Origin of the sequence: Pseudomonas sp. SORT22, from assembly GCF_018417635.1 — a bacterium.
Taxonomy (GTDB): Bacteria; Pseudomonadota; Gammaproteobacteria; order Pseudomonadales; family Pseudomonadaceae; genus Aquipseudomonas.
This window is the reverse complement of sequence record NZ_CP071007.1, coordinates 3,292,978-3,316,716: the sequence shown is the minus strand read 5'-3', so window position 1 is coordinate 3,316,716 and position 23,739 is coordinate 3,292,978. Positions and strand designations below refer to the sequence as shown.

Genomic DNA, 23,739 nt, shown 5'->3' with positions numbered 1-23,739 from the left:
CGCGATCGAGCGCGCAGCGGTCGTAATCAGATCCACATTGGAGGTCAGCCCTAGTAGCTACCGGCACTGCCCCCAGCGTCGCCGCCATTCTCCGAGCCGCTGCCGTCTTTCTTCGGCTCGCGCCGGCTGCCATCGGTCTCGCTACCACCCTGGCGCCCGGCGTCATTGCCCTGGGTGCGCGGGTCGGTGCCGCTGGGCAGTGGGGTGTCGGTGGGGTTGGTGCCGGTGTTGATGCCCGGCAACGGCGTGGTCGGGGTGGTGTCCGGGTTGGGGTTGGTCGGGCCGGTGCCGGCGGCAACCGCCTGGGTGCCGAGCAATGCGGCAAACAATAAGGGAGCGAGGGCGCTACGGGTCATGGTCAAACTCCTTTTCAGGGCAGGTGCCAGAGGTTAGGCCCAGCCGCGAAGGGAAGGTGCGACGCACGCGACCAACGGCGCTACTCGCGCCCGCGCATGAAAAAACCTGCCACGTACTTGCGGAAGGTGTCCAGGCTCTTGAAGTCGGCATAGCGCTTGAAGGCCTCGCCCTCCGGCTCCGGCCCCAGTGGCTGCTCGGTCAGCGACACCGACAGCACCCGGTCCTGGTCGGAGCTGAGCACCAGCGCGTCCATGCCCTGGCCACCGAGCACCGGCCGGCGCATGATCACTTTGACGCCCTTGCTGGCCATCCAGTCGATCAGCGAGATGAGCATTTTCAGCGGCTCGCGCTCTTCATCGCGGTACACCGCAAACAGCTGCCCGCGCGACAGCACCGGCACGCTGGCGACATGGATCAGCTCATAGAAATGACTGCCGGCACTGGCCGGCGAGTAGATCGCCAGGGCCAGCAACGGCCCCGGGGTCTTGCTGCCGCCCCAGAGCAGGTGATGGCCCTGAAAGTCGAAGCCGTCCTCGCTGCGCTCGTTGAACACCTTGCGCGCCTTGATCTGGCTGACGCAGTCGAGCAGCAAGCCATGCCGGCGATGGGTGCCAAAGGCCGTGGACTCGCGCAGCCGCGCCTTGAGCATCATCATGTGCTTCATGTCCAGGCGGGTTTCCAGGTAGTTGCTGGCCGGCACCCGCTCGATCAGCGGATAACGGCTGGCCACGCCGCGCAACTCGGCAAACTGCCCGGTGAGGTCTTTTTTCAGGTGAGTGGCGTAGACGTTCAGGCCACTGGCCTCGATCAGGGTCAGCAGCAACGACAGCAATCGGTGCTGTTCGCGTTTGTCGCCAGTACCCGCGGATTCGCTGCTGGCTTCACTGGCGCGCTTGAAATCGCCAATCAGCCGCAGCGGCGCATCGGGCGCCAGCCACGCGGCCGGTGGTGCATCAGTGTCGCTGTCGCGGCTGGCGCTTTCACGCTCGTCCTTGATGAACGCACAGTCTGGCGCGTGCTCGGCGGTGCCCGGGTTGTTCTTGAGGAACAGGGTGCCGGTGTTGCCGTTGAGGTTGACGTTGAGCACCGGCATGGCCTTGGGCTGGCAATCACAGGCCAGCCAATGGCCGGCAGCGCGCACCTTGATCAGCAGCTGGTTGGCCTGCAGCAAGCGCGGGCCTTCGAGGTTGCCCTGGACAAACCCACGCAACAGCTCGTCTTCAGCAGGGGTGAGGGTGCGCACCAGCGCGGCGTTTTTTTCGATGATTCGCATGGACAATCCTGGCCTGCCTTCCTGTGCCTGCCACCTTAATGCAAAGCCCGGCTGGCGAACATGCCCGCCAGCCGAACCTGGCCCTACTGGCCGCCAAACAGCTTGGCGGCGCGCTCGCGGATCTCTTCCACGCTCAGGTCTTCCTTGTGGGTGGAGACGAACCAGAGGTTGCCGAACGGGTCTTTCAGGGTGCCGCTACGGTCGCCGTAGAACTGGTCTTTGACCTCGGTAACCTGGCTGGCACCGGCGGCGAGGGCCTGGGCATAGGTGGCATCGGCGTCCTCGACATACAGGTGCAGGCCAACGGCCGTGCCATTGAGCGACTGGCTGCTGACCAGCCCGCCAGACTGATCGCACGGGTCGGCAAGCATCAGCGAGGAATCGCCGATTTTCAGCTCGGCATGGCCGACGCGCCCGTCGGGGCCGTCGAGGCGGAACATCTCGAGCGCGCCGAAGGCCTTCTTGTAGAACTCGATGGCCTTGGCGGCATCCTTGATGCCCAGGTAGGGGGTAATGCTGTGCTGTCCTTCGGGGATTGGTTTGACTGCCATTTTATTGATCCTCCTTTAAGGCGCCGCAGGGTGAATGGCGCGAAACTGTATATTTATACAGTTTCGGCGATTGGGCAAATCAAAAATCGCGGCGCTGGACGAGCGGCAGTCAGAAAATGTAATCGGTGGTCAGGAAGCTCGACTCGCGGTTACGGATGATGTCGCTGATCAACTGCTTGTTGCTGTCCTGGAACTTGGTCGCCACCAGCGTACGGATCGAGAACACCCGCAGGGCGTCGTGAACCGAGAGGGTGCCCTCGGCCGAGTTCTTGCGCCCGTTGAACGGATAGGTGTCGGGGCCGCGCTGGCACTGGGCGTTGAGGTTGATGCGCCCGACCTGGTTGGCGAAGGTATCGACCAGCCTGCCGACCTCGGCCGAATGAGTGCCAAAGATGCTCAGTTGCTGGCCGAAATCGGAATCGAGCACGTAGTCGATCACTGTCTGCAGGTCGCGATAAGGCACCACTGGCACCACCGGGCCGAATTGCTCCTCCTGATACACGCGCATCTGCGCGTTCACCGGGTATAGCAGGGCGGGGTAGAAGAACGAGCCACGGCTGACGCCACCGCCTTCGTTGATGACCCTGGCGCCTTTGTCGATGGCATCGGCCACCAGGCCATTGAGGTAATCGATCTTGCCGGCCTCGGGCAGCGGCGTCAGGGCTACGCCCGGCTCCCAGGGCATGCCTGGCTTGAGCGCGGCCAGCTTGCGCTGGAATTTATCGAGGAATTCATCGACCACGTCTTCATGGACGAAGAGGATTTTCAGCGCCGTGCAGCGCTGGCCGTTGAACGACAGCGCGCCGGTGACCGCCTCGTTCACCGCGTTGTCCAGGTCAACCTCGGGCAGCACGATGCCCGGGTTCTTGGCATCCAGGCCCAGGGCTGCGCGCAGGCGGTGCGGGCGTGGGTGGAGTTTTTTCAGGTCGCTGGCGGCCTTGTTGGTGCCGATGAAGGCGAATACGTCGATCTTGCCGCTGGCCATCAGTGCGCTGACGGTCTCGCGGCCACGGCCGTAGATAACGTTGATGACCCCGGCCGGGAAACTGTCGCGGAAGGCCTCAAGCAGCGGACGGATCAACAGCACGCCGAACTTGGCCGGCTTGAACACCACGGTGTTGCCCATGATCAGCGCCGGGATCAGGGTGGTGAAGGTCTCGTTCAGCGGGTAGTTGTAGGGGCCCATGCACAAGGCCACGCCCAGCGGCGCGCGGCGGATCTGGCCGAGGGTGTCCTGCTCCAGCTCGAAGCGGCTGGAGCGGCGGTCCAGCTCTTTGAGGGCGCCGATGGTGTCGACGATGTAGTCGCAGGTGCGGTCGAACTCTTTTTCCGAGTCCTTGAGGTTCTTGCCGATTTCCCACATCAGCAGCTTGACCACCGCCGCGCGCTGTTCGCGCATCTTGGCCAGGAAGGTTTCGACATGCTGGATACGCTCGGCCACGCGCATGTTGGGCCAGGCGCCGCGGCCCTTGTCGTAGGCCTGCACGGCGGCGTCCAGGGCGGTGAGGGCGGTGTCGGCGTCCAGCAGTGGCGTGTTGCCGAGGATCACCTGGCGTTCTTCATTGCCCTCCTTGAGCCACACCGGGCTGCGCACCGTGGCCAGCGGCCCGTCCCATTGCTGCAACTGGCCGTTGACCAGGTACTCGCGTTGCACCAGCGGCTCACCCAGGCGGTACGCCTCAGGGATCTCGTTGGCGGTGGGAAACAGCGAATCGAGCAGATGGTCCATGGGCGCAGCACCTCTTTTTCGGTAATGGGTGAAACGTTTCAGTTTGAGCATAACGCCAGCGCGCTAAAAAAAGCCAGCCTGGCTAAACAATGCGCCGCCGGCGCCGATAAAGCAGTAATGCGATGCGAACTACGGACCTATGAGCACAAGAATCCTCGCCCTTGATGACAATCCGGTCCTGTCGAAGAACCTGCGCACCACCCTCAATCGCCTGCTGCCCGTAGGTTTTGCCCTGATCGGCATCGGCCTGTCGGTGGTGCTCGGGCGCCTGGACGTGCAGCGCCAGGAAGCCGAGGTGATCGCCAATGCCAGCGCGCGCCTGTCGGGCGTGCGCGCCAGCATCGAGGCGCAGTTGCGCTCGGCGTTCGGCGAGACCGAAGGCATTGCCCAACTGCTGAGTGCCGATGGCGAAATCAGCCCCGAGCATTTTCACGACATGGCCCGCCAGGCCATCGCCTCGGTGCCGCACATCCGCCATGTTTCCCTGGCGCCCAACGATGTGATCGCCGACGTCTACCCGCTCAATGGCAATCAGGGCGTGCTGGGCATGGACTACCGCCGGCTGCCCGACCAGTACCCGCTGCTGCAGCGTGCCCGCGACAACTACAGCCCGGTGCTGGCAGGCCCGGTGCAGTTGCTGCAGGGCGGGCGCGGGCTGATCTACCGGCGCCCGGTGTTCCTCAAGGGCCACAAGGGCGTCAACCTGTACTGGGGCAATGTCTCGATTGTTGCCGATATCGACCGCTTGCTCAGCACCGCCGGGCTCGATCTGGACCCGGGCTTCGAGCTGGCCCTGCGCGGCGCCGATGGCCAGGGCCCGGCGGGCGCGGTGATCTGGGGTGACCCGCAGTTGTTCGAACAGCACCCGGTGACGGTCAATGTCGATGTGCCCGGCGGGCTCTGGCAACTGGCGGCCAGCCCCCTGGGCGGCTGGCCGTCGATGAGCCTGTTCGCCTCGCCGCTGTTTTTGTTTGCCCTGACCTGCACCGGGCTGTTCAGCGTGTTCGTCGCCCAGCTCAACCGCAGCAATCACCTGATCAACCTGCGCAACCTGGAACTCAAGCAGTCCCAGGCGCAACTGGAGCGCCTGGCGCATTTCGATGCCATTACCGGGCTGCCCAACCGCCTGCGCTTTCAGCAGCAGTTGCTCGAAGCCATCAGCCAGGGCCAGCGCCTGGCCGTGCTGGTGCTCGACATCGATGGCTTCAAGCAGATCAACGACAGCCTCGGCCACGCCATGGGCGACCTGTTGCTGCAGCAGGCCACGGCGCGCTTCATGCAGATCATCGAGCCTGAGGATTGCCTGTGCCGCCTGGGTGGCGACGAATTTGCCTTTGTTCTCAAAGGGCCGGATGACCGTTGCATCGAGCGTATCCAGGCCCTGCTGCAAACCCTGCAATTGCCGTTTGACCTCAAGGGCAACGCCGCGCTGGTGACCGGCAGCATCGGCCTGGCCTGGTGCCCGGAACACGGGCAGAGCGCCGACCGCCTGCTGCGCCACGCCGACACCGCGATGTACGCGGCCAAGGAGAGCGGGCGCAATGCCTACCGCCTGTACCAGCCGGAAATGACCCAGCGCCTGCAGCAGCGCCTGGACCTGGAGCACAACCTGCGCCGGGCGCTCAAGCACAATGAATTCGAGCTCTGGTACCAGCCCAAGATCGACCTGTTCAGCGGCCGCGTCGAAGGCGCCGAGGCGCTGCTGCGCTGGCGTGACCCCGAGCACGGGCTGGTGTCGCCGGCGCAGTTCATCCCGCTGGCCGAGCGCACCGGGCTGATCATCCCCCTGGGCGAGAAAGTGCTGGATCTTGCCTGCGCGCAGATCGCCGCCTGGCGCGCCGCCGACTGCCTGCCGGGGCCGGTGGCAATCAACGTCGCGGCCCTGCAGATCGAGCGCAGCGACTATGTCGCCAGCCTCAGGCGCAGCCTCAAACGCTATGACCTGGGGCCGACCCTGCTGGAAGTCGAGATCACCGAAAGCCTGCTGATGGAAAGCCAGCAGCACGCCTGCGCAGTCCTGGCGCAGTTGCAGGAACTGGGCGTGACCACCGCAGTGGACGACTTCGGCACCGGATATTCGTCGCTGGCGTACCTGAAGATGCTGCCGATCGATCACCTGAAGATCGACCGCGCTTTCATCAAGGAGTTGCCCGAAGACGATGACGGCGCCGCCATTACCCGGGCGATCATCGACCTGGGCCACGCCCTGGGCTTCAAGATCACCGCCGAAGGCATCGAAACCGCCGAGCAGTATGCGTTTTTGCGTAATGCCGGTTGCGACCAGGGCCAGGGCTTCTGGATGGGCCGGCCGATGCCGGTGGCCGAGTTTGATAGCTGGCTGGCCGCGCGCACGGTCAGCCAGCATGGCAGTTACTCTTCGTTGGGCGAGTCGCGGTAAACACGCTGTGTCAATTCGCTGAGCAACTGGTGCTCCTCAGCTTCATGGTCTTGGCGTACCAGTTGCTCGTTCAATAAGCGCTCATCGGGGTTGGCGATTTCTTGCTGGACGGCCTGCAAGCGTTGATTCAGTTCGTCGTCCAACTCATCAAAGCGCTCGTCAAAGCGCAATCGCAAGTAGGTAACCCAATCCCGGTTAAGGTACTGGTGCTGTTCATTACGGCGCAACACCGCCTCGACTCCGACGTCGCTGTCGGGGGTGAGTGTCAGCAATTGTTGGTGCAACTGCTCGACCCAGTCGGCGGGCAGTTGTTGCAAGGTCATCTGGATCGAGTCGGTCACCAGTGCCTCCGCCGGCAGTGGCGTTTGCGCAATGATCATCGCCGGGTCTTCGGCCAGTTGCCGCAAGGTCCAGTAATACAGCGCCTCGAGACGCTGGGCGCGCGGCGCGAATTGTGCGTCCTCCAGCGGTGTTTGTCGCTCGACATGCGCCTGGATGGCTTGGCGCCAGGAACGCCGCTGCATGACCTGCAGCAGGTTACGGCCGAGTTGCCGAGCGTCGTTGCCGTTGAAGGCGAGGACGCCATCGACCATGTCTTCCAACAGCAGAATGCGCGCGCCACCGGCATACTGGGCGAGCCACTCATCGACAGGCGGCTGTGTTTCGACCACCTCCAGAATCCGCCACAGGCGCCTGCGCGTGGTGGCCGGTGCCAGCAAGTAGCTGAAGCTGTCATAGAGCTCGCGCAGGCGCCGGACGAAACTCAGGCGTTGCGGTACCTGCAGGCGCTCCCACAGTAGCAGTTGATCGTCCGACGCCTGAAAAAGCAGATCGCTGTAGGCATCTTGAGACACCAGTAGATCGACCCGGTTATCGGCGAAGTAGCGTTGGATCTGCAACGCTGTCTCTTGCGTAAAAGGGTTGCGCTCCAGCTGCAACGCATGGCCGACCGCCCGGGGTGGGTCGAAGTGCTCTGGCAGGTGCGTCAATAGGTTATCCGACAGGTCGATCAGAGTCGGGGCCTGCAGGTTTTCCAGGCCGCGCGGTAGCTGCGTCAGGCCACAGCTGGTCAGCGAGAGGTGACGCAAATAGAGATGACCGCTGAAGTCAGGAGCGGTGGTTATCGGGTTGCCTTCCAGAAACAGGTGCTGCAGGCGCGGATAGGTTGCCAGCCGGGCCTGGTTGCTGGCTGTCCAGGTCAACTGGTTATCACCCAGGTCGAGCGATACCAGCTGTTCACCCAGGCCTTGGGGGATTTCGCTGAATAGGCTACTGCGCAATGACAGGTTGCGCAGCTGTGGAAAGTGATTGGCGAACCCTGCGGGCAGTTGGCCCAGCGGGTTAAAGTTGAGTGACAGCAGTTGAACGTGAGCGAAGATACCCGGCTCGAGTTGCGCCAAGCCGTCAAGGTCTTCGCCAGCCAGGTCCAGCTCGTTCAGGTACAGGGCAAACAGCGGTTGCCCCTGGGCCGTGGGTGATAAGTGCATGCGCTGCCAGGCTTCGATCAGGTTGGGTATCGCATCCTGGCGCCGCGGGTTGTCGATGGCCCACCTCTGCAGATCGATGCGCAGGCGTTGCAACTGCATTTCAAGCCGTTGCAACGCGGCGATGGGTTCGACGTTGGCGGCGCGCCAGCCATCGATTGCTGCCCGTATCTGCGCTAGGCTGCTTCGCGGATACAGCGCCCGATAGCGTGCCAGCAGCGAGGTGCTCGGCGACGTTGGCCCGTAACTCATCGGCGCCCCGCCGCGCAAACCGATAGAGTCCGACCAGCCTGGCGCGTAGGACCACAACCATTGAGAAAGCTGGTCGCGGTTGGCCTGTGTCAGGTCCAGGATACGCCTGCCAAGCTGGTCGCCGTCGCCGGCCCGTAGTGCCAGGGCCTGGCGATCGGCGTCGGGCAGGGCATCGAGGATCGCCTGGTAGCGATTAATACTTGATTCCGCCAGCGGCAGGCCGGCCCGGTAGGCGCGCCAGCCGTGGCCACCCCAGCGCCCGGCTATGACCAGCACCCGGCGCTCGCTGGCCTGCTTGGGGCCGACCTGTGCAATCAGCGGGCCGTCCGGATTACCCCGGCGCAGTTCAAGGCGCAGTGAGTCCGGCCAGCCTGGCAAGCGCTTGAGGCAGGCGAATACCAGGCGCTCGCAGTCGTCGTTGGCCAGGCGGGGCTGGTACAGGCCTTCAAGGGCCCGCGGCAAGGCCAGTTGTAAGGTGCTGACCCCGGCCGGTGGGCCGGCGTAGTGCTCGGCGAAGGTGTCATCGAACCTGATGTCGCCAAGGCGATCGACCTCTGCTTCGCTGGTGTTTGCCGCCTGCAAGCGCTCAAGGCAGTCGAGGAGCAACTCAGGGGGCTGCTCGTGTTGCACATGCACACGGCGCAGGGTGTCTTCGCTGACGCCGCTGATCCACGCCGCCTGGCTCAGTTGCTGGTCGCTGTAGGCCTCGACCGGGTGCCCCAGGCGCCGCAGCAAGGTCGTCCGCGACCATTGCAGCGGCTGTTCGTACATATGCCGCCAGGCGCCCTGATTGTTGTGCAGCAGCGGCGGCTGGTAGGCCCCGGGGTCTTGGGGGTGGACGATCCGCCATTGCCGCGAAGCGGGGTCCAGCTGCTGCTCAAACAGTTCGCCCTCCAGGCGGATGTAGTGTTTGCCGTCGGCTACATACTGGCCCATGGCATTGGCCCGTAGCCCCTCAGGCAGGCGTATGTCGCTGCGATAGCTGGCCAACGAGGGCTGCCACAGGCGCTGGCTGCCATCGGCACGTTGCACGCTGATCAACGACTCCATCAACTCGCCATTGATCAGCTTGCCGGCCACACCACCCGCTGCCGCCAGGCCTCCGGCGACTGCCACGTTAAGAGCGATTGACTGCAGGTGTGCCAGGGCGGTGTCGACGTCACCCTCTTGCCAGGCCTCGACACCCTCGAAGGCGCTGTACAGCATCTGCGCGGCGAACACGCCCATCATCACCTGGCCCAGGCCCGGGACAAAGAATGCCGCCAGGTTGAGAAAGTTCAGCCCCAGGTCTTCCAGACCCTGCAGCAGCGCCTGGCGGGCCTGTTCGTCGACATCGGCGGTAGGCACCGCCAGGGTCCGGGCTTCGTTGCGCAGGCGGCGCAGCTGGGCGCTTTGTAGGTAATTGAACAGTTCGCCTTCGATCAGTTGGCGCTTGAGGTGCAGCTTGGCAAAACCGGGCAGCGGCCAGTCGGCATCGGCCGCCGCCTTGGCGGCCAGGTTGTGCCTGAGCACGCTGGCAAAGTGCGCACGTTGTTCAAGGGGTACGAAGTGCATGAACAGCGCACGAAACTGCGCCTGGCACAGCTTGCCCTTGAGGTCATGGAGCAGCGCCTGCAACGAGGGATACTGCTGCACGGCGGGCGTGGTTCCCGGCAGGTACAGCAACACCGGGCCGACCGACTTCAGCCGGTTGCGGTCGAGCACGCCCTGGCGCGGCGAAAAGACCGACAGCGGGTTGAACAGCGCCAGCGGCGTGGACAGTTGCTCCGACACCCGGGCGATACGTTCAGCCTCGGATTCGGCGGGGGCTAGCATCCAGGCATCGTGCAGATCGATGCCGAACAGGCTCAGCGACCAGCAGCGCACGGGCCGGCTACCGATTTTCACGGCTGTTCGGCCGGCGAGCAGGTCGTTGAGGGCGCTCATGCCGTTATCACCCAGGCGTTTTTGTTCATGGGCAAGGTGCAGGTCCAGGCGCAGCTGGTCCTTGTGTACCTGCTCGAAGGCGTCGCGCACCTGCCTGGCTTGGTCGCCATACACCAGCAGCCCGTCGAGGTGATCCTGGTAGCGCCGGCCCAGGTCGAGCCTGCGGCACTCAGCGGCAAACGCCGTGACACTGATTGCCAGGGCCTGGCCTTGGGCGTCGCGGATGGCGCTGGGTGGGTCGAAGTAAATGCCGCTGAAGTTGTGCAGCGCGTATTGCAGCAGGCTGGCAGTAGGCCCGCTGACGTCACGGCCGGTCAGCAGGCCGCCGACGTTGCTGCGCACCGGTGTCAGGGTGCAGCGGGTAACGTCCAGGGCCAGGCCGAAGGCGTCTTTCAGGCGCGCCGCGAGCAAGGGCTGGGTGAAGGCCATGACGCCTTGCAAAGGCTTGAGCAAGGCGTGCAGGGCGTTGCGCGAGCGACGTAACTGCAGTTGATACTGCCTTGCCCGGGTACTGGATAGCGCGTCGGCGTCTGTTGTAAGCAGGCTCTGGCGCAGCTGCTGCCAGTTGTGCTGGCTGGCATGCAAGGCCCAGCCGGGTAGTTGCTGGCTGAGGAAGGCGTGGTGCGGGTTGCTGGAAGGCATGCGGGAGGCTCCTGTGGCATGAAGCCGTCAGCAAGCTCCCGCACGCCTGTCAGCGGGTGGTAGTTATTACTCTTCGTGGGGTTCGACCTCGATATTGCGGGTCAGGCGCCGCACCAGGGCATCGAGGCGCTGCAAAAACTGCTGCTCGAGGTCCTGGCGATACACCTGCAGGTGCTGCGGATCTTCAATCATTCCCTCGGCCAGTTCCAGGGTGCGTGCGTACTGGCTTTCCAGCTCGATGAACTGCGCGGCAAAGCGTTGGCGCAGCAGGGCGACCCAATCGGCATGAACGAAAAGTCGCGTGCCCTGGTAGCGTTGCAAAATCGCGTTCAGGCCCGCCTCGGTACCCGGGTTGAGCTGTTCGATGTGCTCGCGCAACGGTTCCAGCCAGGTGCCTGGTTGGTGCTGCAGATAGGGTTCGATCAACTCGGTGGACAGCGGCTCGCCAGCCAGGGGCGTAGGTGCCATGACCAGGGTCGGGTCTTCGCCCAGTTGCTGCAAGAACCAATAGAAAAACGCTTGCTGAATCGGCTCGCGGTTCACCGCTGCGGCGGCATCACCCAGAATCAACGCCGTACTGGTTTGTTCGGCGGCGCTCTGCACCGCCTGCAAACGCACGCGCTCAAGCACCTGGCGCAGCAGCCGTTCGGCCCGTAAGGCCGGGTTCGGCGCCGCCAGGGCGAAGGCGCTTTGCGCCTGGGGCTCGAGAACCAGCAGGTTGCGGGCGACCTCAGGCACCATCAATGTCTGATTGGCCGGGGCGTGTTCGAGCCAGCCCATTACCCGCCACCAGCGCCGCAAAGTGGCGTGGGGGGCGGTCTGGTAGTCCAGGCGGCCATATAACCCGCGCAGGTGGCGCAGGAACGGGCGCGGGGCATGCACCTGCAGGCGCTGCCACAGTGCCCGTTGCTCGAGGGTGGCGGTGAACAACAGGCCGTCATAGTTGACGTCGGCGACCATCAGGTCGACCTGGTGGGTGGTAAAGTACTGCTCGATGCGCTCCAGGGTCACCGCGTCGAAGGGGTTGTTCTCCAGGCGCAGGGCCCGCGCGATGGGCTCGGGCAGCACGAAACCGACCGGCAGGCGCTGCAGCAGGTTATCGCTGAGGTCGATCAACTGCGCCTGTTGCAAGCCTGGCAGGCCGGGCGGCAGCGCGCTGATTTGCGTGTGCGACAAGTCGAGCATGCGCAGCCGCGTCAGGGCGCTGAGGTCCGGCGGTGTCTCCAGGGGGTTGGCCGACAGTTGCAACTCTTCCAGGTTGCGGTATTGCTGCAGGGCGGCCTGATCGTCGGGGCTCCAGATCAGGGCACTGTCCGACAGGTCCATGACCCGCAGTTGCGGGCCCAGGCCACTGGGTACGCTGCTCAGCTGGGTACTGCTCAATGACAGGCGCTGCAGGTTGGGGAAGTGCCGGCTGAAGGCCCTTGGCAGCGCGTCCAGCGGGTTGTCGTCCAGCGACAGTTCGCGCACATGGGCGAACGACGCCTGGATGGCCGGGAAACTGCGCAGGTCGTCGGTGTTCAGCCCGGTTTCGTCCATGTTCAGCTGGAACACCCGCGAGCCATCGGGCAATTGCCGATAGCGTTCCTGCTGCCAGACGCTGATCAGCTCGTCGCGCAGGGTCTGGCGCGCCTCGTTGGCGGCGGACCAGTGCGCCAGGTCGCGCTGCAGGCCGGTGAACTGTTGCTCCAGGCGGCCGAGCTGCTCGGCGGCATTGAGGTTGACCCCGGCCCAGCTGTCCAGCGCCCTTTGCGCCTGAGCGTCGGTCAGTGCCGGATACAGCCTGCGGTAGCGCGCCACCAGCGAGGCGAGGGCATGGCTGCCCTGTGGGTAGCCACGGCCACTGCCGCCGCGCAAGCCGCCGGTTTCAGGCCAGGCAAAGCGCCGGTACGACCACAGCCATTGGCTGAGCTGGTCGCGGTGCTGCAAGGCCAGGCTGCGCACCTTGGCCATTAATGCCGTACTGTCGGGCACGGCCAGCACCTCACGCGCGTCGCTGTCCAGGCTGTTGAACGCTGCCTCGAACAGGTCATCGACCGATGGCCCGGGCTGCGCCTGGTAACCGTCCAGGGTCTTTACCACCACCGTGCGCCGGGGCGCCGAGCGCAGGCCAATCTGTTCCAGCAGCGGACCATCAACAGCACTGCCGCGCAGCTCCAGGGACAGGTCTTCAGGCCAACCGGGCAGGCGCTGCACACAGGCCAGCAGCAGGCGATCACTGTCGGCACTGGCCAGCACCGGGCTGTACAAGCCTTGCAGGGCGCGAACCAGAGGCAGTTCGCTGCTCGCTGCTGCAGGCGACTGCGCCGTGTAGCTCTGCGCGAACTGCGCGCGGCTGCCGGCCCGGCGCGCGGCCTGCAGGCGAGCCAGGGTATCGGCGAGCAGCGGCGGCGGTGGCGCGTTGCTCACCAGCGCCTGGCGCAGCTGCGCCTCGGACGTGCCGCTGAGCTCCAGCGCCGCCAGCAGCTCGGCATCGCCCAAGCCCTCGCTGAGCGGCCCGAGGCGGCGCAGCAGTTGCCCGGCCGACCAGTTCAGCGGCCTTTCGTGAACCGAGCGCCAGGCGCCATGACTGTTATGCTCCAGCTCGGGTTCATAGGCGCCGGGATCGCTGGGGTGAACAAGGCGCCACCGCTTCACCGCCGGATCGAAGCGTTGCTCGTGCAGGTGACCGTCAATCCGCACGTAGGTCTTGCCGCCTTGCAGGTACTGGCCCAGGTCATTGGCGCTCAGTTCAGCGGGCAGCTCGACGGCGCTACGGTAAGGGGTCAGGTCTGGCTGCCACAAGCGCACCCGGCCATCGGCCAGGCGCACCTCGGCCAGCTTCGACAATTGCGCCGCCGCCTTACCGGCCACGGCCAGGCCGCCGATAAAAGCCACGTTCAACGCCACCGATTCCATATGCTCCATGGCCGCATCGATATCGCCGACCTGCCAGGCCTGCACGCCTTCAACCACTTCCTCGACCAGTTGATAGGCCACCACGGCCATCATCACCTCACCCAGGCCGGGGACAAAGAACGCCGCGGCATTGAGAAAGTTCAGCGCGCTGCTTTCCCAGAACGCCTTGATTTGCGCATGCCGCGCCGCATCGGCATCGGCGCTCGGCACCGCCAGCAGGCGGGCATCGTCCAGGGCCTGTTGCAGGTGCTGCTCGAACAGCAGGCGAAAGGGCGGGCTGGGCAGCTTGGCGGTGCTCAGGTGCAGGTCGGCGCCGGCTTGCAGCGGCCAGTCTTGGTCCGCCCTGGCGTCGCCGCCATCGAGGTTGCGCTTGAGCACGCTGAAAAAATGCGCCTGTTGCGCGGTGCTGACAAAACGGGCGAAGAACTGCCGGAAGTCAGCCTTGCACAAGCGCGCTTGCAAGGCCGCCGTGCACTCGGCCAGCGATGCATATTCAACCAGCTCGCCGTCTGGCGCTGCGGGTAGCCACAGCACTACGGGTTGATCATCACCCAGGCCTTGCGGATAGAACAGCAACACTTCACGCAAGGCGATGGCGAACAGGCTCACCTGCTGCACCGGCATCGACTGGGCGTTGCCGTCCAACAGGTCCAGCAAGCGGTCCTGGGTTATGCCGCGAACATGCCGGCGCAGGCGTGCCAACTGCACGGCGGCACGCAAGCGGTCCTGGGTGGCACTGATCCACAGCTGGGCGACCAAGGGCGCGCTGTACTGGCTGAGTAAATGCGCCTGATAGCGCTGGCCCAGGTCCAGGGCACGGCAGGAGGCGGCGAAGGCTTGTACTGAAATCGCCAGCGTGCTCCCGGCGTCGGTGCGCAAGTAGCTCGGCGAAAGAAAGCCCTGATCGGCATAAAAATTATGCAGGGCGGCCTGGAGCAGGCTGATCGGCGCCTTGGCCACGGCCTTGGGTGGCTGGCGGGGTGAAAACAGCACCTCTTCGTAATCCACCCATTGCGCCTTGCTGACCTCAAGCAGTACGCCGAAGTCGGCCTGCAGGCGCTCGGCGAGCAGCTGCTCGGCAAAGCGCGTCAGGCCTTGCAGGCCACGCAGTTTATTGGCCAGTGCCGCTGTCGAGGCCCGGCTGCGCGCTTGGGCGGCCAGCACCGCCTCGCGCAGGTCGGGGGCGGCATTGGCGAACCAGTCGGCCTCAAGGCCGGCGTGGCCCTGGGCTGGTTGCTGGGCTTGGCGCAGGCGTTGCCAGTGGTCGGCGGTGGTGTGCTGGGGCCAGGTGGGGAGGTTTTGCTGGATGAAGGTGTGGTGGGGGATGGGTGGGTTGGGCGGGGTCATGGTGGTGGTCCTGTGGGGGTAAAGGCCGACAGGAGACGATGGGGGAGGGGGGGGCGGGTGGTAGTTATTGCAGGGCATCAAGTCCTAGGAGCATTCCTGCAACGCCTATCGCTTGTGGCCGATTGCCTGGGCAAGGCTTGCCCACTGGCTCGATCAACTGCCGGAGGCTCGGTGGTCGGGTTTGGCGATCCGAACAACACTCATGGTGCCGGTAAGGAACTCACCATGGATAACCGCAATTCAAGCACTTCAAAAATGCAGTTCGTTGAGACCGTCGAGAAGCCGGTCAAAAGCTGCCCTGAACACCCCCCCTCTGTTTTGCGTACGCGCCGGCGTGAGTGCCGAAGATGCGCTGGTGCATGCGTTGGTGTATTTGCGCTGTGCCAGCTCGACCATTGCTGAAGCGGTGCAGTACAGCAGTGAGGCGGGGAAGGGCCTTGTGTGGTCGACGCAGCATTCGGTGGAGATGGCGGTGGCGTTGATTGATGCGGTGTTGGATGGAGTTGAATCCACAGCGATGAATAAATGTTGAGGCTTCTCCTATGGCACCCAGCTGCCGGCTAAATCAGGAGTTTCGTAGCCTTTAACCATGATGGTCTCTTTCTGCAACGGACAGGGACTCCACCGCCTATCAGTACTCCGGTGCTGTGATGGCGGTTGTCTAGATTCTTGTACAACGCTTATTTGCTTGAAAATACTGTACGTACGAACACTGTTATTTTTGCTAGTTGTTCGGAGTGGAAAAAAACTTTAGATTTTTTGCGTGGCATAAAGTGAAATGGCGGCGCTGGGTGTTTAATTAAATTTGAGGTGTCATTATGGCTATTGAAACTGTGATTGGTCGGTATAAAAATGCCATCGAAGATGTAGTAATTGAGATAAGCACGGTAGAGAATTTGAATGCAGTAGAGGGGTCGGACGTCTCAGGGGAGGTAACTTTTAAAGGGGAAACCCTTGGCTGTAGAGGGAATGTGCGGCTAGATAAGGGGGGGGCGCCAGCTAGTCTGGCTTTGTTTGTGCAGGATTATTTTGGGTCTGACCAAAGATTTGGCTGTGCTGGTGCATTCAATATTTCAGATGGGGCTCTTACAGGGGCTTTGGTAATGGCGAATCTACATGCCCAAGAATCATTTCTTGTTGGCTATGAATGGGGCGGCATCTGGCAGAAAGAATAGCGTACGGCAAATAATTCCCATGGACTCCGTTAACGGCGACACGGGCTGGAGTCCTGGGCGTTTCCAGGCGAGGTCTCTTACTATGCTTGGGGTGATCGTGGATCACCCGCCTACTATTTCTCCGTAGCCACTGATTCTGTCTCTTCAGCGTTATTGCCAATTGTGGAGCACTACCATGAGCGAACAACTGCAAAAGTATATCCAGGTAGATGAAAATTCCGGTGGCTATGGCGCCACCATTCCAATTGCCACGCTGGTGGGCAATGCCGGGTGTGGGCCGGAAGTGGAGGTGTGTTATCGGTATTCGGCGGCGGAGGGGACATGGGGGCCGGGGGTTTCATGGGCGCATTATGTTATTAATTACGACCAAGGAGAAATTAATCCTATAACATACGGAAGGGTGTTTCTGTACTTAAGTACAGGGGAGCAGATTAGCTTAAATCACGGAGAGAGTGTTGTTTTACCTAATTATAGAATTATTTCAAAAGATAACGAGATTTGGGTGTTCTCCAAGGACGGGCGTACTGAGGTGCTTGGTAGCATTGGGTCTGTTGGAGTTAGGGGTTCAGGAACCCTGAAAGTTGTGTACTGCGCTGCAAAAAAAATCACTACAGTAGAAGGGCGTTCTGTCTCCATTAATTGGGCTGGGGACTCGGCGGCAGGTTGGATTATTAAAAGCATAGAGGATGACGGGAAGTGTTTACTGTTTGAGCAAGAAGTGGCTGAGAAAGCTATTAAGTGTAAAATTTATACGGGGAAAGACGTGAGTAGGTCGGTGGTGATGAAAACCACCGCGCTCGATACCTATGCCACTCAACGCTTGCGGAAATTTAAATTTACGGGTGTGGTGTATGATGCGACAGAGGTAGAAGACGCCAGCACGAAAAAAAGACGTACAACGGAAGAGAAGTAACGATAAAAAGTGCTTACCCCTTAAGGTCTCTAAGTATCAGCGCTGACACACACACTGAAAGTGTTGAAGCGATTGCAGACGGTAGCAAGAGCAAGGTATCAAAGTACTCATGTTCGTTTGCTGGCGACTTAATAGCGAACCAAGTGACTTCTTACAGTTACGGCTCCATGCCCTTGCTGCCCAACTACAAAACAATTACCGCTGAGTTCGTGGCTGGCGATAAAGAAAGCACGACGGTTAAGTGTTTTAATTTGGAAGGTCGAGTCTTCAAGGAAACGATAACCGAAGGGGGTGAAGTAACGGAAATTGTGCAAGATGTCATTCCGGTAAAAGAGTGGGATTGTTTTCTGGGGTACACCAAAATATCCAAGCCAAATGCACCTGCCAATGAACAGAATACCACCTGCTGGATTATGGACCTTGAAGGTAATATTACTTACAAATCAAACAATGGCATCGCCATGCAGTGGACTTACTACAAAACCCGTGCGCTGTCAGTGGAGGCAAAGAACCAGATCAAGATCACCGACCAGTCGCTCTTTGCCTGGATGACCTATCTGATGCCTGTGCTGCACTTCGCTAACTGGATGACAGAACTCACCTCCCAAGGTAAGAAAGGTGTGTGGCACGGTACGCGAGTCGATCGCGTCGTCGCCACAACCCCTTACCCTGCACCCAGTGCCTCGAAGCGCTTCAATTTGCCATCAGCCGCCAACTTGAGCTGCCCACTTGACCCCAACTACCAAAACTCACACCTTGAGTCCGAGCGGGTGTACAAGTGGGTAGGGGGTGAGGTTGTGGACCTGAGCCTTACATTCTATGGATACACCAAACTAAAGCTGAAAGGGCCAAAATACAATGTTGCCGATGTCGATTGGGCAGTAAAGCCTTCACAAAAGTTGGTGGTCTACAATGCCGACTGTGGGCAAGATGATTACTCGGAAATAGCGAAAAAAATCACCCATGCAGAAATTCTCGAAGCGACCGGCGTCGATGGTAAAAAACTGCTTGAACAACTCAGTGCCGCGCAAAAAACAGCGGGATTCAAAGAGGAAATTGTCAAGCAAACCATTGAGGGTTTCTTGCCGGCGTTTAAGCAAACACTGGAAGCCAAGCTCAAGAGCTATAAAGCCAATTCGATGACGTTGGAGGAGACCCGTTATGTTAATGATATCAATAGCCCCTTTCATGGTCAGGTAAAGTCGACGATGTCGGCGATTTTGGACAATGAAGGTAAGGTGGTGGCCGACTCTGCACAGCACCTGAATTTTTCTTACAAAGTAGTAGGTGACAATGTTGAGCGGAGCACGAGTTATCCTGGCAAGGATGCTTCGACATCGGCAAATAGTAAAATATGCACATCAATTTATACCGGTCAGTTAATTTCAAGTGCGGGGCCGGACGGGTATACTGCCTATGCTTATGATGCACAGCGCCGGTTGATTTCTGTTGCTTACAAGGCAACGGATAAAAGCGAGGAAAAGACGACGACCTATGAGTACCCTACCGCCGGTGATAGCTTCTATTACATTACCCCCGCTGAAGGTCGCAGGATGGCGATTGGTGTCGACGCGCTGGGCCGCGAAGTAAACACCTTCATTATGGGTGGCAAAGGGGAGTGGCTGAAATCGTCAGATAGTGAATACGCCAAGGATGGACGGCTGGCGAAGTCGACGAGTGAGGATTACAGCTTCGATGATAAGCCCATTTCTACAGTGATTGTCAGCTACAGCAGCGAGGGTGATACGCAGATCGTAGAATATGCTATGCAAAACTTTGACGGAGTTCCGGTCAAGGAACGCAAACACTACCGTTATGACAAAGACACCCGTCAGTTGCAAGAGTGGACAGAGATAAAACGCAGTTCCAGCACTACCAATCCGCCGGTAGATGAAACGCTGAAGTACGCGAAAACAATTACCCAGTATAACCTCGACGGTGCGGTTGCCAGTGTGCAACTGCAGGGCAGTGATGGTACGGTGTTACATACCAATACCTACAGCTACGATGCATGGGGCAGGGTCAGCACCGCCAGTAGCACGGGCCAGCCCGAGATCAGCTACCAATATGATGATTTTGGCCGGGTGACGCAGACGACCTGTGATGGGGTCAACACGATTACCGAACGTCCCGCGCATGTGCTGGCGGACATTGTCAGCAAGACGAAAATTCAGAAGGTAGGCGAATCAAACGTTTATGAAGTTGGGCGCCTGTCCCTGGATCGGCTGGGGCGGATCATCAGTACCAACATTGGTGGGCGCGAGGTGAAATACCGCTATCAAAAAGGTGATCGCTGGGGCGTCGGGGCGTTTACCACACCCACAGAATTGGGGACCAGGCTCAGTGATTTTGGCAGTTGGTCATTCAACGAAAAATTTAACCTAGGGGTTATTGAGACGACCCAGTCTGGCGAAGAGCATAGTTGGAGCTCGAAGGTGAAACACACACTGGGCGGCCTGGTGCATGAAGAGACTGACGCCGCAGGTGGTGAAACCCGGTATTCCTACAGCGGCGGGCGCTGCACGAAGTCGCTGCGATTGGCTGATAACAAGGCCTTTGGTGCGAAAACCCATTACTATCATCGAGGCGATGTACTGGTAGGTGAAGAGGTAACCCGTTCCAGCACCGATACCTGCCTTAGCACCACGTTTACCCACGATAAAATGGGGCGGGAAATAGAACGTACCTTTACCTGTGCTGGTTTTCCCACTATCAGCCTCACGCGCGAATATGATGAAGGTGGTCGGGTAACGGCATCGGAGCTGAAACAGAATAACAGTTCCTTGCGCAAGGAAAGCTTTAGCTACACAACAAAAGGCCAGTTGTTGAAATACACCTGCTCGGGTCAGGAGCGACCTGTAACGCCTTGGGGGGCGTTGCTCAAGCAACAGGACTTTACCTACGATACCTTGGGTAACATGCTCACGTGTGTCAGCAATACAGATGCAGGGAGCAACACCAGCACGTATACCTATGACACTAACGATAAAACTCGCCTGCTCTCCGTGGCCAATAGCGACGAGAACATTGACGACATCAAGCTTGAATACGATAGTGAAGGACGCTTGAACAGTCGCAACGGCCACCGTTACGATTACGATGTGGCCGGCAGGGTTAACAGTATTGCGCATGAGGGTGGCAAAGATTGCTTTGTGTACGCAACCGACGGCCGCTTAGTGGGGAAAAAAGACCAGCGCACCATCAAGTATGAATACTGTGGTGAGCGTATTACCGGGCGAGTTTACTTGACCGGGGATGCCAACACTCAGCGGACCACGCGCCTGCTCACGCTCGGCACGGGCGCGGTGTTGCAATCGACCCAGGTTGGCAATGCGGACGCGGCCTTCAGTTTCGAACTGTGCGACGCTAATGGCAGCTTGATCGCCACACTTGATCATGCAAGTAAGTCCCCGACGTTCTTTTCTTATACTCCCTTTGGCTATCGCGCCAGTGCTGACGACGACGACCACTGGCTGGGCTTTAATGGCGAGGTGCTAGACACCGGCAATCAGGTGTATCACCTGGGGCACAGTTACCGGGTTTATGATCCAGAGTTGCAGCAGTTTACCAAGCCTGACAGTGAAAGCCCGTTTGGTATCGGCGGCACCAACCCATACAGTTACTGCTCGAATGACCCGGTCAACCGCCATGACCCCAGTGGACACGTCACCGTCACCCACCAGTCCAGCTCCTATACCCATATGCCGCTAACGTACGACCCAGTCTTCAGGGCCGCATTGTTTGCCGGTATTGGTGTTGCCTTGGCGCCGTTCACGGGCGGCGCATCGATAGGCTGGACGCTGGCTGTAGTAGGGCTGGCGGCGGTGTCGGCCGCCTTTGATATCGCCTCGGCAGCGACAGCGGAAAGTGATCCGGAACTGTCTGCGTGGCTGGGCCGGGCCGGGATGGCGTCGGGGATCTTGAGCGGGGCAGTGGCCATGACCGGGGCAAAAGTGGCGGCGTTGTCTTCAAAAAAATGGATAAGCGTGGTGATGGGGGAAAAAGCAACATTGGAGGCTTCAGGCTCTAAAGTGCAAAACTATATTCATAGATTTAGCGAAGATTTACATTACTTGGAGGATATTCATAAGGGCGGTAAACGCCTGACCATTCAGGCTCACGGAGTGATGCGGCCTGGGGATACCTCAGCCAGTCTGAGAGTTGGGGATGACTATTGGGGTGCCTATAGTCTGATCAGTAATTTGAAGCACCATAGTATAGATTTACAAAAATATAAGAGTATCCGTTTGCTCGTGTGCAACTCAGCCAACGCGGAGTTAGGCTTTCCTTCGCTTGCAGAACAACTTCATAAGATGACGGGCAAGCCCGTTAAAGGCTTTCTCGGTACCGTGCGCGCTAACTTTGAGATGAATGAGGTGGTTGCTGCGCTCAAGGCTGCGGGAAGTAGAGAAGGGAAGGATGCTTATATTCTTAAAATAAAAACTGAGGGCATGGGTGTGAAAAAGTTTAGTGAGTTTAAAGGTTCTAAAGATCGATATTTTGGCTGCCGTCCAGTAAAGTTTCCGAAACAGGCTTCTGCTAGCCCAGTGGAACGTGCAAGCTGGGTCCCGGCTGCCCCGGTGGAACGCGTCGAAGTTACTATTGATGAGGCGGTAGATTTCGGTAGCGGTTTGTTGACGTAACTGCTGCATGTGTAGTCGGCGGCCTAGGCTCTGTACGAAACCCCAGAAAATCCTACTGTAGTCTCTCGGAAACCAAGGTTTTGTAGAGTCCCAACTCATCGAAGGAAAGGAATCCTTTGATGACAGAGCGTTATCAGTGCTAAATTCTTAAAGGTAAATATTTTTATAGGCAAGACTGATCACTCGTCATAACTCTGACGGGTGATCAGCCTTCACTATTGCAAGTCGGTAACGTTGTCATTGGAATACAATACTTGGTATCCAACTTTTGGTATGCCAACCAGCCTTAACTCCACCAACGCCTTCAACGACTCCCCACTGCCCAAATACGCATCGCCAAAATCATGCCCCCCCAACGCACTCGGATGCGCCACCACCTCCAGCAACCCATCCGCCGGCGCTAACCCCGCGCGTAAATCCGCCGGCGTACACACATAATCCGCCGTCGCCCCCGCCAACTGCTTCAAGCGCCTATTTAGCAACGTTTTGAACACCCGCTTCAGCGGCCCGATGTTATGCCCAAGATTACGCGCCAACCTCACCGCCACGCCTTCGCGCGCCGCAAAACGGGCGACGATTACGCCAATGGGCCAGATGTTGTGCACATGCTGGTGCGAGTCCAGGTGGCTGGGCATCAGGCCCTGGTTCAGGCAGTGTTGCCACTGCGCCTGCAGTTCCTGCTCAACGGCGTCGCGCTCGGCGCGGCTCAGGCGCAGGGTGCGTTGTTTCAGGCGCAGGTCGAATTCGCCGTTGGGCGCGCAGAAGCGCGGCTGCTGGCGAATGGCTTGGCTTAGCGGCCGGCCGTAGGTGAGGTTGAAGTGCAGGCCGATACGCCCGCGCAAGGCCGGCAGTTGCGCCAGGCTGCAGGCGGCGCTGAAGGCCGGCATGTTGGCCATGGCCGTGGCCGAGCTGATCAGCCCGGCCTGGAAGGCATGCAGGATGACCGCGTTGGTGTGGGCGCTGAGGCCGAAGTCGTCAGCGTTGACTATGACCTGTGAGGGCATCCGGGTTCTCCTGTGGCGAGTCGGGCTCGGCGGGGGTGGCCGAGGGTGTTTGGCGCAGGCGTTGCAACTGTGGCTTGAAGCGTTGCCACAGGCGCAGGGCCAGGCCCAGGGCCAGGCCGCTGGGGCGCCAGCTGTAGAAGCTTCGGCGCTGGTGTTCAACGGCGCCGCTCATGCGTTCGTGCAGTTGGTGGCTGGAGTTGTGCAGGCTCACCCGCGAGGCGTCGACCCATTCCCAGCCGTCGTCCAGGCCCCAGTGAATCCATTCCTCGAGCAGCACCCGGCCACTGCCAAGCTCGGCATAGGCGGGCACGAAGGCCAGGTTGTAGTCGTACACCCGGCCGCGCTCGAACACCCCCAGGCGGTAACTGATGCAGCGGCCGTCGAGCTCCAGCAGCACCATGCGCACCAGGCCTTGGGCCGCCAGGCCGCTGAAGGCCTGGTACATCCACTGGCGGCGCAGGCGGCCAGAGAAGATGCCGACCTCGTCGTCGCCTTTCCAGCTGAGCTCTTCGACAGCGCTGATGGCATCGAGCAGTGGCGTGATGGTGTTGGCATCCGGGGTAACCCTGCGTACCTGGGCGCCGCAGGCGGCAATGCGCTTACGCGCGCGGCGCAGTTTGTAGCGCGGGTCGCCGCTGATTTCCTGACGGTCTTCGGGCACGATGCGGTGCACCGGCACCCGGCAGTTCAGGCGCTGCTCATGGGTGGAGCTGCGCCGCGCCCAGCGGCTGAGCAGGCTGTGGGCCGCCGCGTCGTCGGGCACTTCGTCCAGTTGCAGCAGGGCATGGGGCAGTTGCTTGCGGATTGCCCTTAGCACTTGCGCGGCCGCTTTGGCCGGCAGGTCGCAGAGCAGGGCGATGCGGTCGCTGAGCGGGTAGCCCAGGTGCCGCACCACCTGCACCGTCAATGGGCCGAAGCGCTCAGTGCCGCGTACCAGCGGCAGGCACAGGCACAACCGGCCCTGGTCGCGGCCCACCAGCACCTGCAGTTGTTGCCCGGCCATCAGTGACGCTTCGGCCGCCAGCAGCCAGCCCAGGTGGTTGAACGGCGTGCTGTCGGCCAGTTGCTGGCGCAGTTGCTCGTAGTCGGCGGCGGGGAAGTCCGCCGCCGCCAGCGACGGGTACCACTGCAGTTCAAGGCTCATGGG

Annotated in this window: 13 protein-coding genes; 5 read left to right on the top strand and 8 right to left on the bottom strand. The window is 60.8% G+C overall.

Translation table 11 applies throughout. The features are described from left to right. Positions 1 to 50: 50 nt before the first annotated feature. From JYG36_RS15135 to JYG36_RS15120, 4 genes are all read right to left on the bottom strand, one after another. The gene (locus tag JYG36_RS15135) at positions 51 to 356 is read right to left on the bottom strand and encodes a hypothetical protein (protein WP_213601431.1); all 306 of its coding nucleotides are present in this window, start codon (positions 354 to 356) and stop codon (positions 51 to 53) included. Between the two features lie 80 nt (positions 357 to 436). Further along, positions 437 to 1,630: a DUF8534 domain-containing protein gene (locus JYG36_RS15130; protein WP_213601429.1), complete on the bottom strand. Its 1,194-nt coding sequence runs from the start codon at positions 1,628 to 1,630 to the stop codon at positions 437 to 439. A gap of 83 nt (positions 1,631 to 1,713) precedes the next feature. Continuing rightward, the gene (locus tag JYG36_RS15125; protein WP_093383327.1) at positions 1,714 to 2,181 is read right to left on the bottom strand and encodes a VOC family protein; all 468 of its coding nucleotides are present in this window, start codon (positions 2,179 to 2,181) and stop codon (positions 1,714 to 1,716) included. Positions 2,182 to 2,290: 109 nt separating this feature from the next. Next, entirely contained in the window at positions 2,291 to 3,910 is a 1,620-nt protein-coding gene (locus tag JYG36_RS15120) for an NADP-dependent glyceraldehyde-3-phosphate dehydrogenase (RefSeq protein ID WP_213601427.1), read from the bottom strand. A gap of 139 nt (positions 3,911 to 4,049) precedes the next feature. Between JYG36_RS15120 and JYG36_RS15115 the strand changes: the two genes are divergently transcribed. Continuing rightward, the gene (locus tag JYG36_RS15115; RefSeq protein WP_213601425.1) at positions 4,050 to 6,308 is read left to right on the top strand and encodes a putative bifunctional diguanylate cyclase/phosphodiesterase; all 2,259 of its coding nucleotides are present in this window, start codon (positions 4,050 to 4,052) and stop codon (positions 6,306 to 6,308) included. Here the strand turns inward: JYG36_RS15115 and JYG36_RS15110 are convergent. Further along, a complete protein-coding gene (locus JYG36_RS15110) occupies positions 6,281 to 10,612 on the bottom strand; it encodes a dermonecrotic toxin domain-containing protein (protein ID WP_213601423.1) in 4,332 nt (1,443 codons plus the stop codon). The two genes, JYG36_RS15115 and JYG36_RS15110, sit on opposite strands and share 28 nt — an antisense overlap. 66 nt (positions 10,613 to 10,678) lie before the next feature. Then, positions 10,679 to 14,857, bottom strand: coding sequence for a dermonecrotic toxin domain-containing protein (locus tag JYG36_RS15105; RefSeq protein WP_213601421.1), 4,179 nt, complete (start codon positions 14,855 to 14,857; stop codon positions 10,679 to 10,681). 334 nt (positions 14,858 to 15,191) lie between these two features. Between JYG36_RS15105 and JYG36_RS15100 the strand changes: the two genes are divergently transcribed. The 4 genes from JYG36_RS15100 (at position 15,192) to JYG36_RS15085 (ending at position 21,588) form a co-directional block, all read left to right on the top strand. Beyond that, positions 15,192 to 15,389 (top strand): hypothetical protein, encoded by a 198-nt coding sequence (locus JYG36_RS15100; protein ID WP_213601419.1) that lies wholly within the window; start codon positions 15,192 to 15,194, stop codon positions 15,387 to 15,389. Positions 15,390 to 15,675: 286 nt separating this feature from the next. Continuing rightward, positions 15,676 to 16,032 (top strand): hypothetical protein, encoded by a 357-nt coding sequence (locus JYG36_RS15095; RefSeq protein ID WP_213601416.1) that lies wholly within the window; start codon positions 15,676 to 15,678, stop codon positions 16,030 to 16,032. A gap of 175 nt (positions 16,033 to 16,207) precedes the next feature. Then, positions 16,208 to 16,945, top strand: coding sequence for a hypothetical protein (locus JYG36_RS15090; protein WP_213601414.1), 738 nt, complete (start codon positions 16,208 to 16,210; stop codon positions 16,943 to 16,945). A 167-nt stretch (positions 16,946 to 17,112) separates the two neighbouring features. Beyond that, positions 17,113 to 21,588 carry an RHS repeat domain-containing protein gene (locus JYG36_RS15085; RefSeq protein ID WP_213601412.1) on the top strand — a complete coding sequence of 1,492 codons (4,476 nt, stop codon included), beginning with the start codon at positions 17,113 to 17,115 and terminating at the stop codon, positions 21,586 to 21,588. A gap of 215 nt (positions 21,589 to 21,803) precedes the next feature. Here JYG36_RS15085 and JYG36_RS15080 read toward each other — a convergent pair whose 3' ends face one another. Further along, entirely contained in the window at positions 21,804 to 22,592 is a 789-nt protein-coding gene (locus tag JYG36_RS15080) for a carbohydrate deacetylase (RefSeq protein ID WP_213601410.1), read from the bottom strand. Continuing rightward, positions 22,564 to 23,736, bottom strand: a complete 1,173-nt coding sequence (locus JYG36_RS15075; protein WP_213601408.1) for a GNAT family N-acetyltransferase — start codon at positions 23,734 to 23,736, stop codon at positions 22,564 to 22,566. The genes JYG36_RS15080 and JYG36_RS15075 overlap by 29 nt, the downstream gene beginning before the upstream one ends. Between the last annotated feature and the right edge of the window lie 3 nt (positions 23,737 to 23,739).

What these genes read in the sequence shown, in the direction of transcription:
- JYG36_RS15110 (WP_213601423.1), bottom strand. Translation starts at nt 10,612, where the DNA reads ATGCCTTCCAGCAACCCGCACCACGCCTTCCTCAGCCAGCAACTACCC.
- JYG36_RS15105 (WP_213601421.1), bottom strand. Translation starts at nt 14,857, where the DNA reads ATGACCCCGCCCAACCCACCCATCCCCCACCACACCTTCATCCAGCAA.
- JYG36_RS15135 (WP_213601431.1), bottom strand. Translation starts at nt 356, where the DNA reads ATGACCCGTAGCGCCCTCGCTCCCTTATTGTTTGCCGCATTGCTCGGC.
- JYG36_RS15090 (WP_213601414.1), top strand. Translation starts at nt 16,208, where the DNA reads ATGAGCGAACAACTGCAAAAGTATATCCAGGTAGATGAAAATTCCGGT.
- JYG36_RS15115 (WP_213601425.1), top strand. Translation starts at nt 4,050, where the DNA reads ATGAGCACAAGAATCCTCGCCCTTGATGACAATCCGGTCCTGTCGAAG.
- JYG36_RS15085 (WP_213601412.1), top strand. Translation starts at nt 17,113, where the DNA reads ATGCCCTTGCTGCCCAACTACAAAACAATTACCGCTGAGTTCGTGGCT.
- JYG36_RS15095 (WP_213601416.1), top strand. Translation starts at nt 15,676, where the DNA reads ATGGCTATTGAAACTGTGATTGGTCGGTATAAAAATGCCATCGAAGAT.
- JYG36_RS15080 (WP_213601410.1), bottom strand. Translation starts at nt 22,592, where the DNA reads ATGCCCTCACAGGTCATAGTCAACGCTGACGACTTCGGCCTCAGCGCC.
- JYG36_RS15075 (WP_213601408.1), bottom strand. Translation starts at nt 23,736, where the DNA reads ATGAGCCTTGAACTGCAGTGGTACCCGTCGCTGGCGGCGGCGGACTTC.
- JYG36_RS15130 (WP_213601429.1), bottom strand. Translation starts at nt 1,630, where the DNA reads ATGCGAATCATCGAAAAAAACGCCGCGCTGGTGCGCACCCTCACCCCT.
- JYG36_RS15120 (WP_213601427.1), bottom strand. Translation starts at nt 3,910, where the DNA reads ATGGACCATCTGCTCGATTCGCTGTTTCCCACCGCCAACGAGATCCCT.
- JYG36_RS15125 (WP_093383327.1), bottom strand. Translation starts at nt 2,181, where the DNA reads ATGGCAGTCAAACCAATCCCCGAAGGACAGCACAGCATTACCCCCTAC.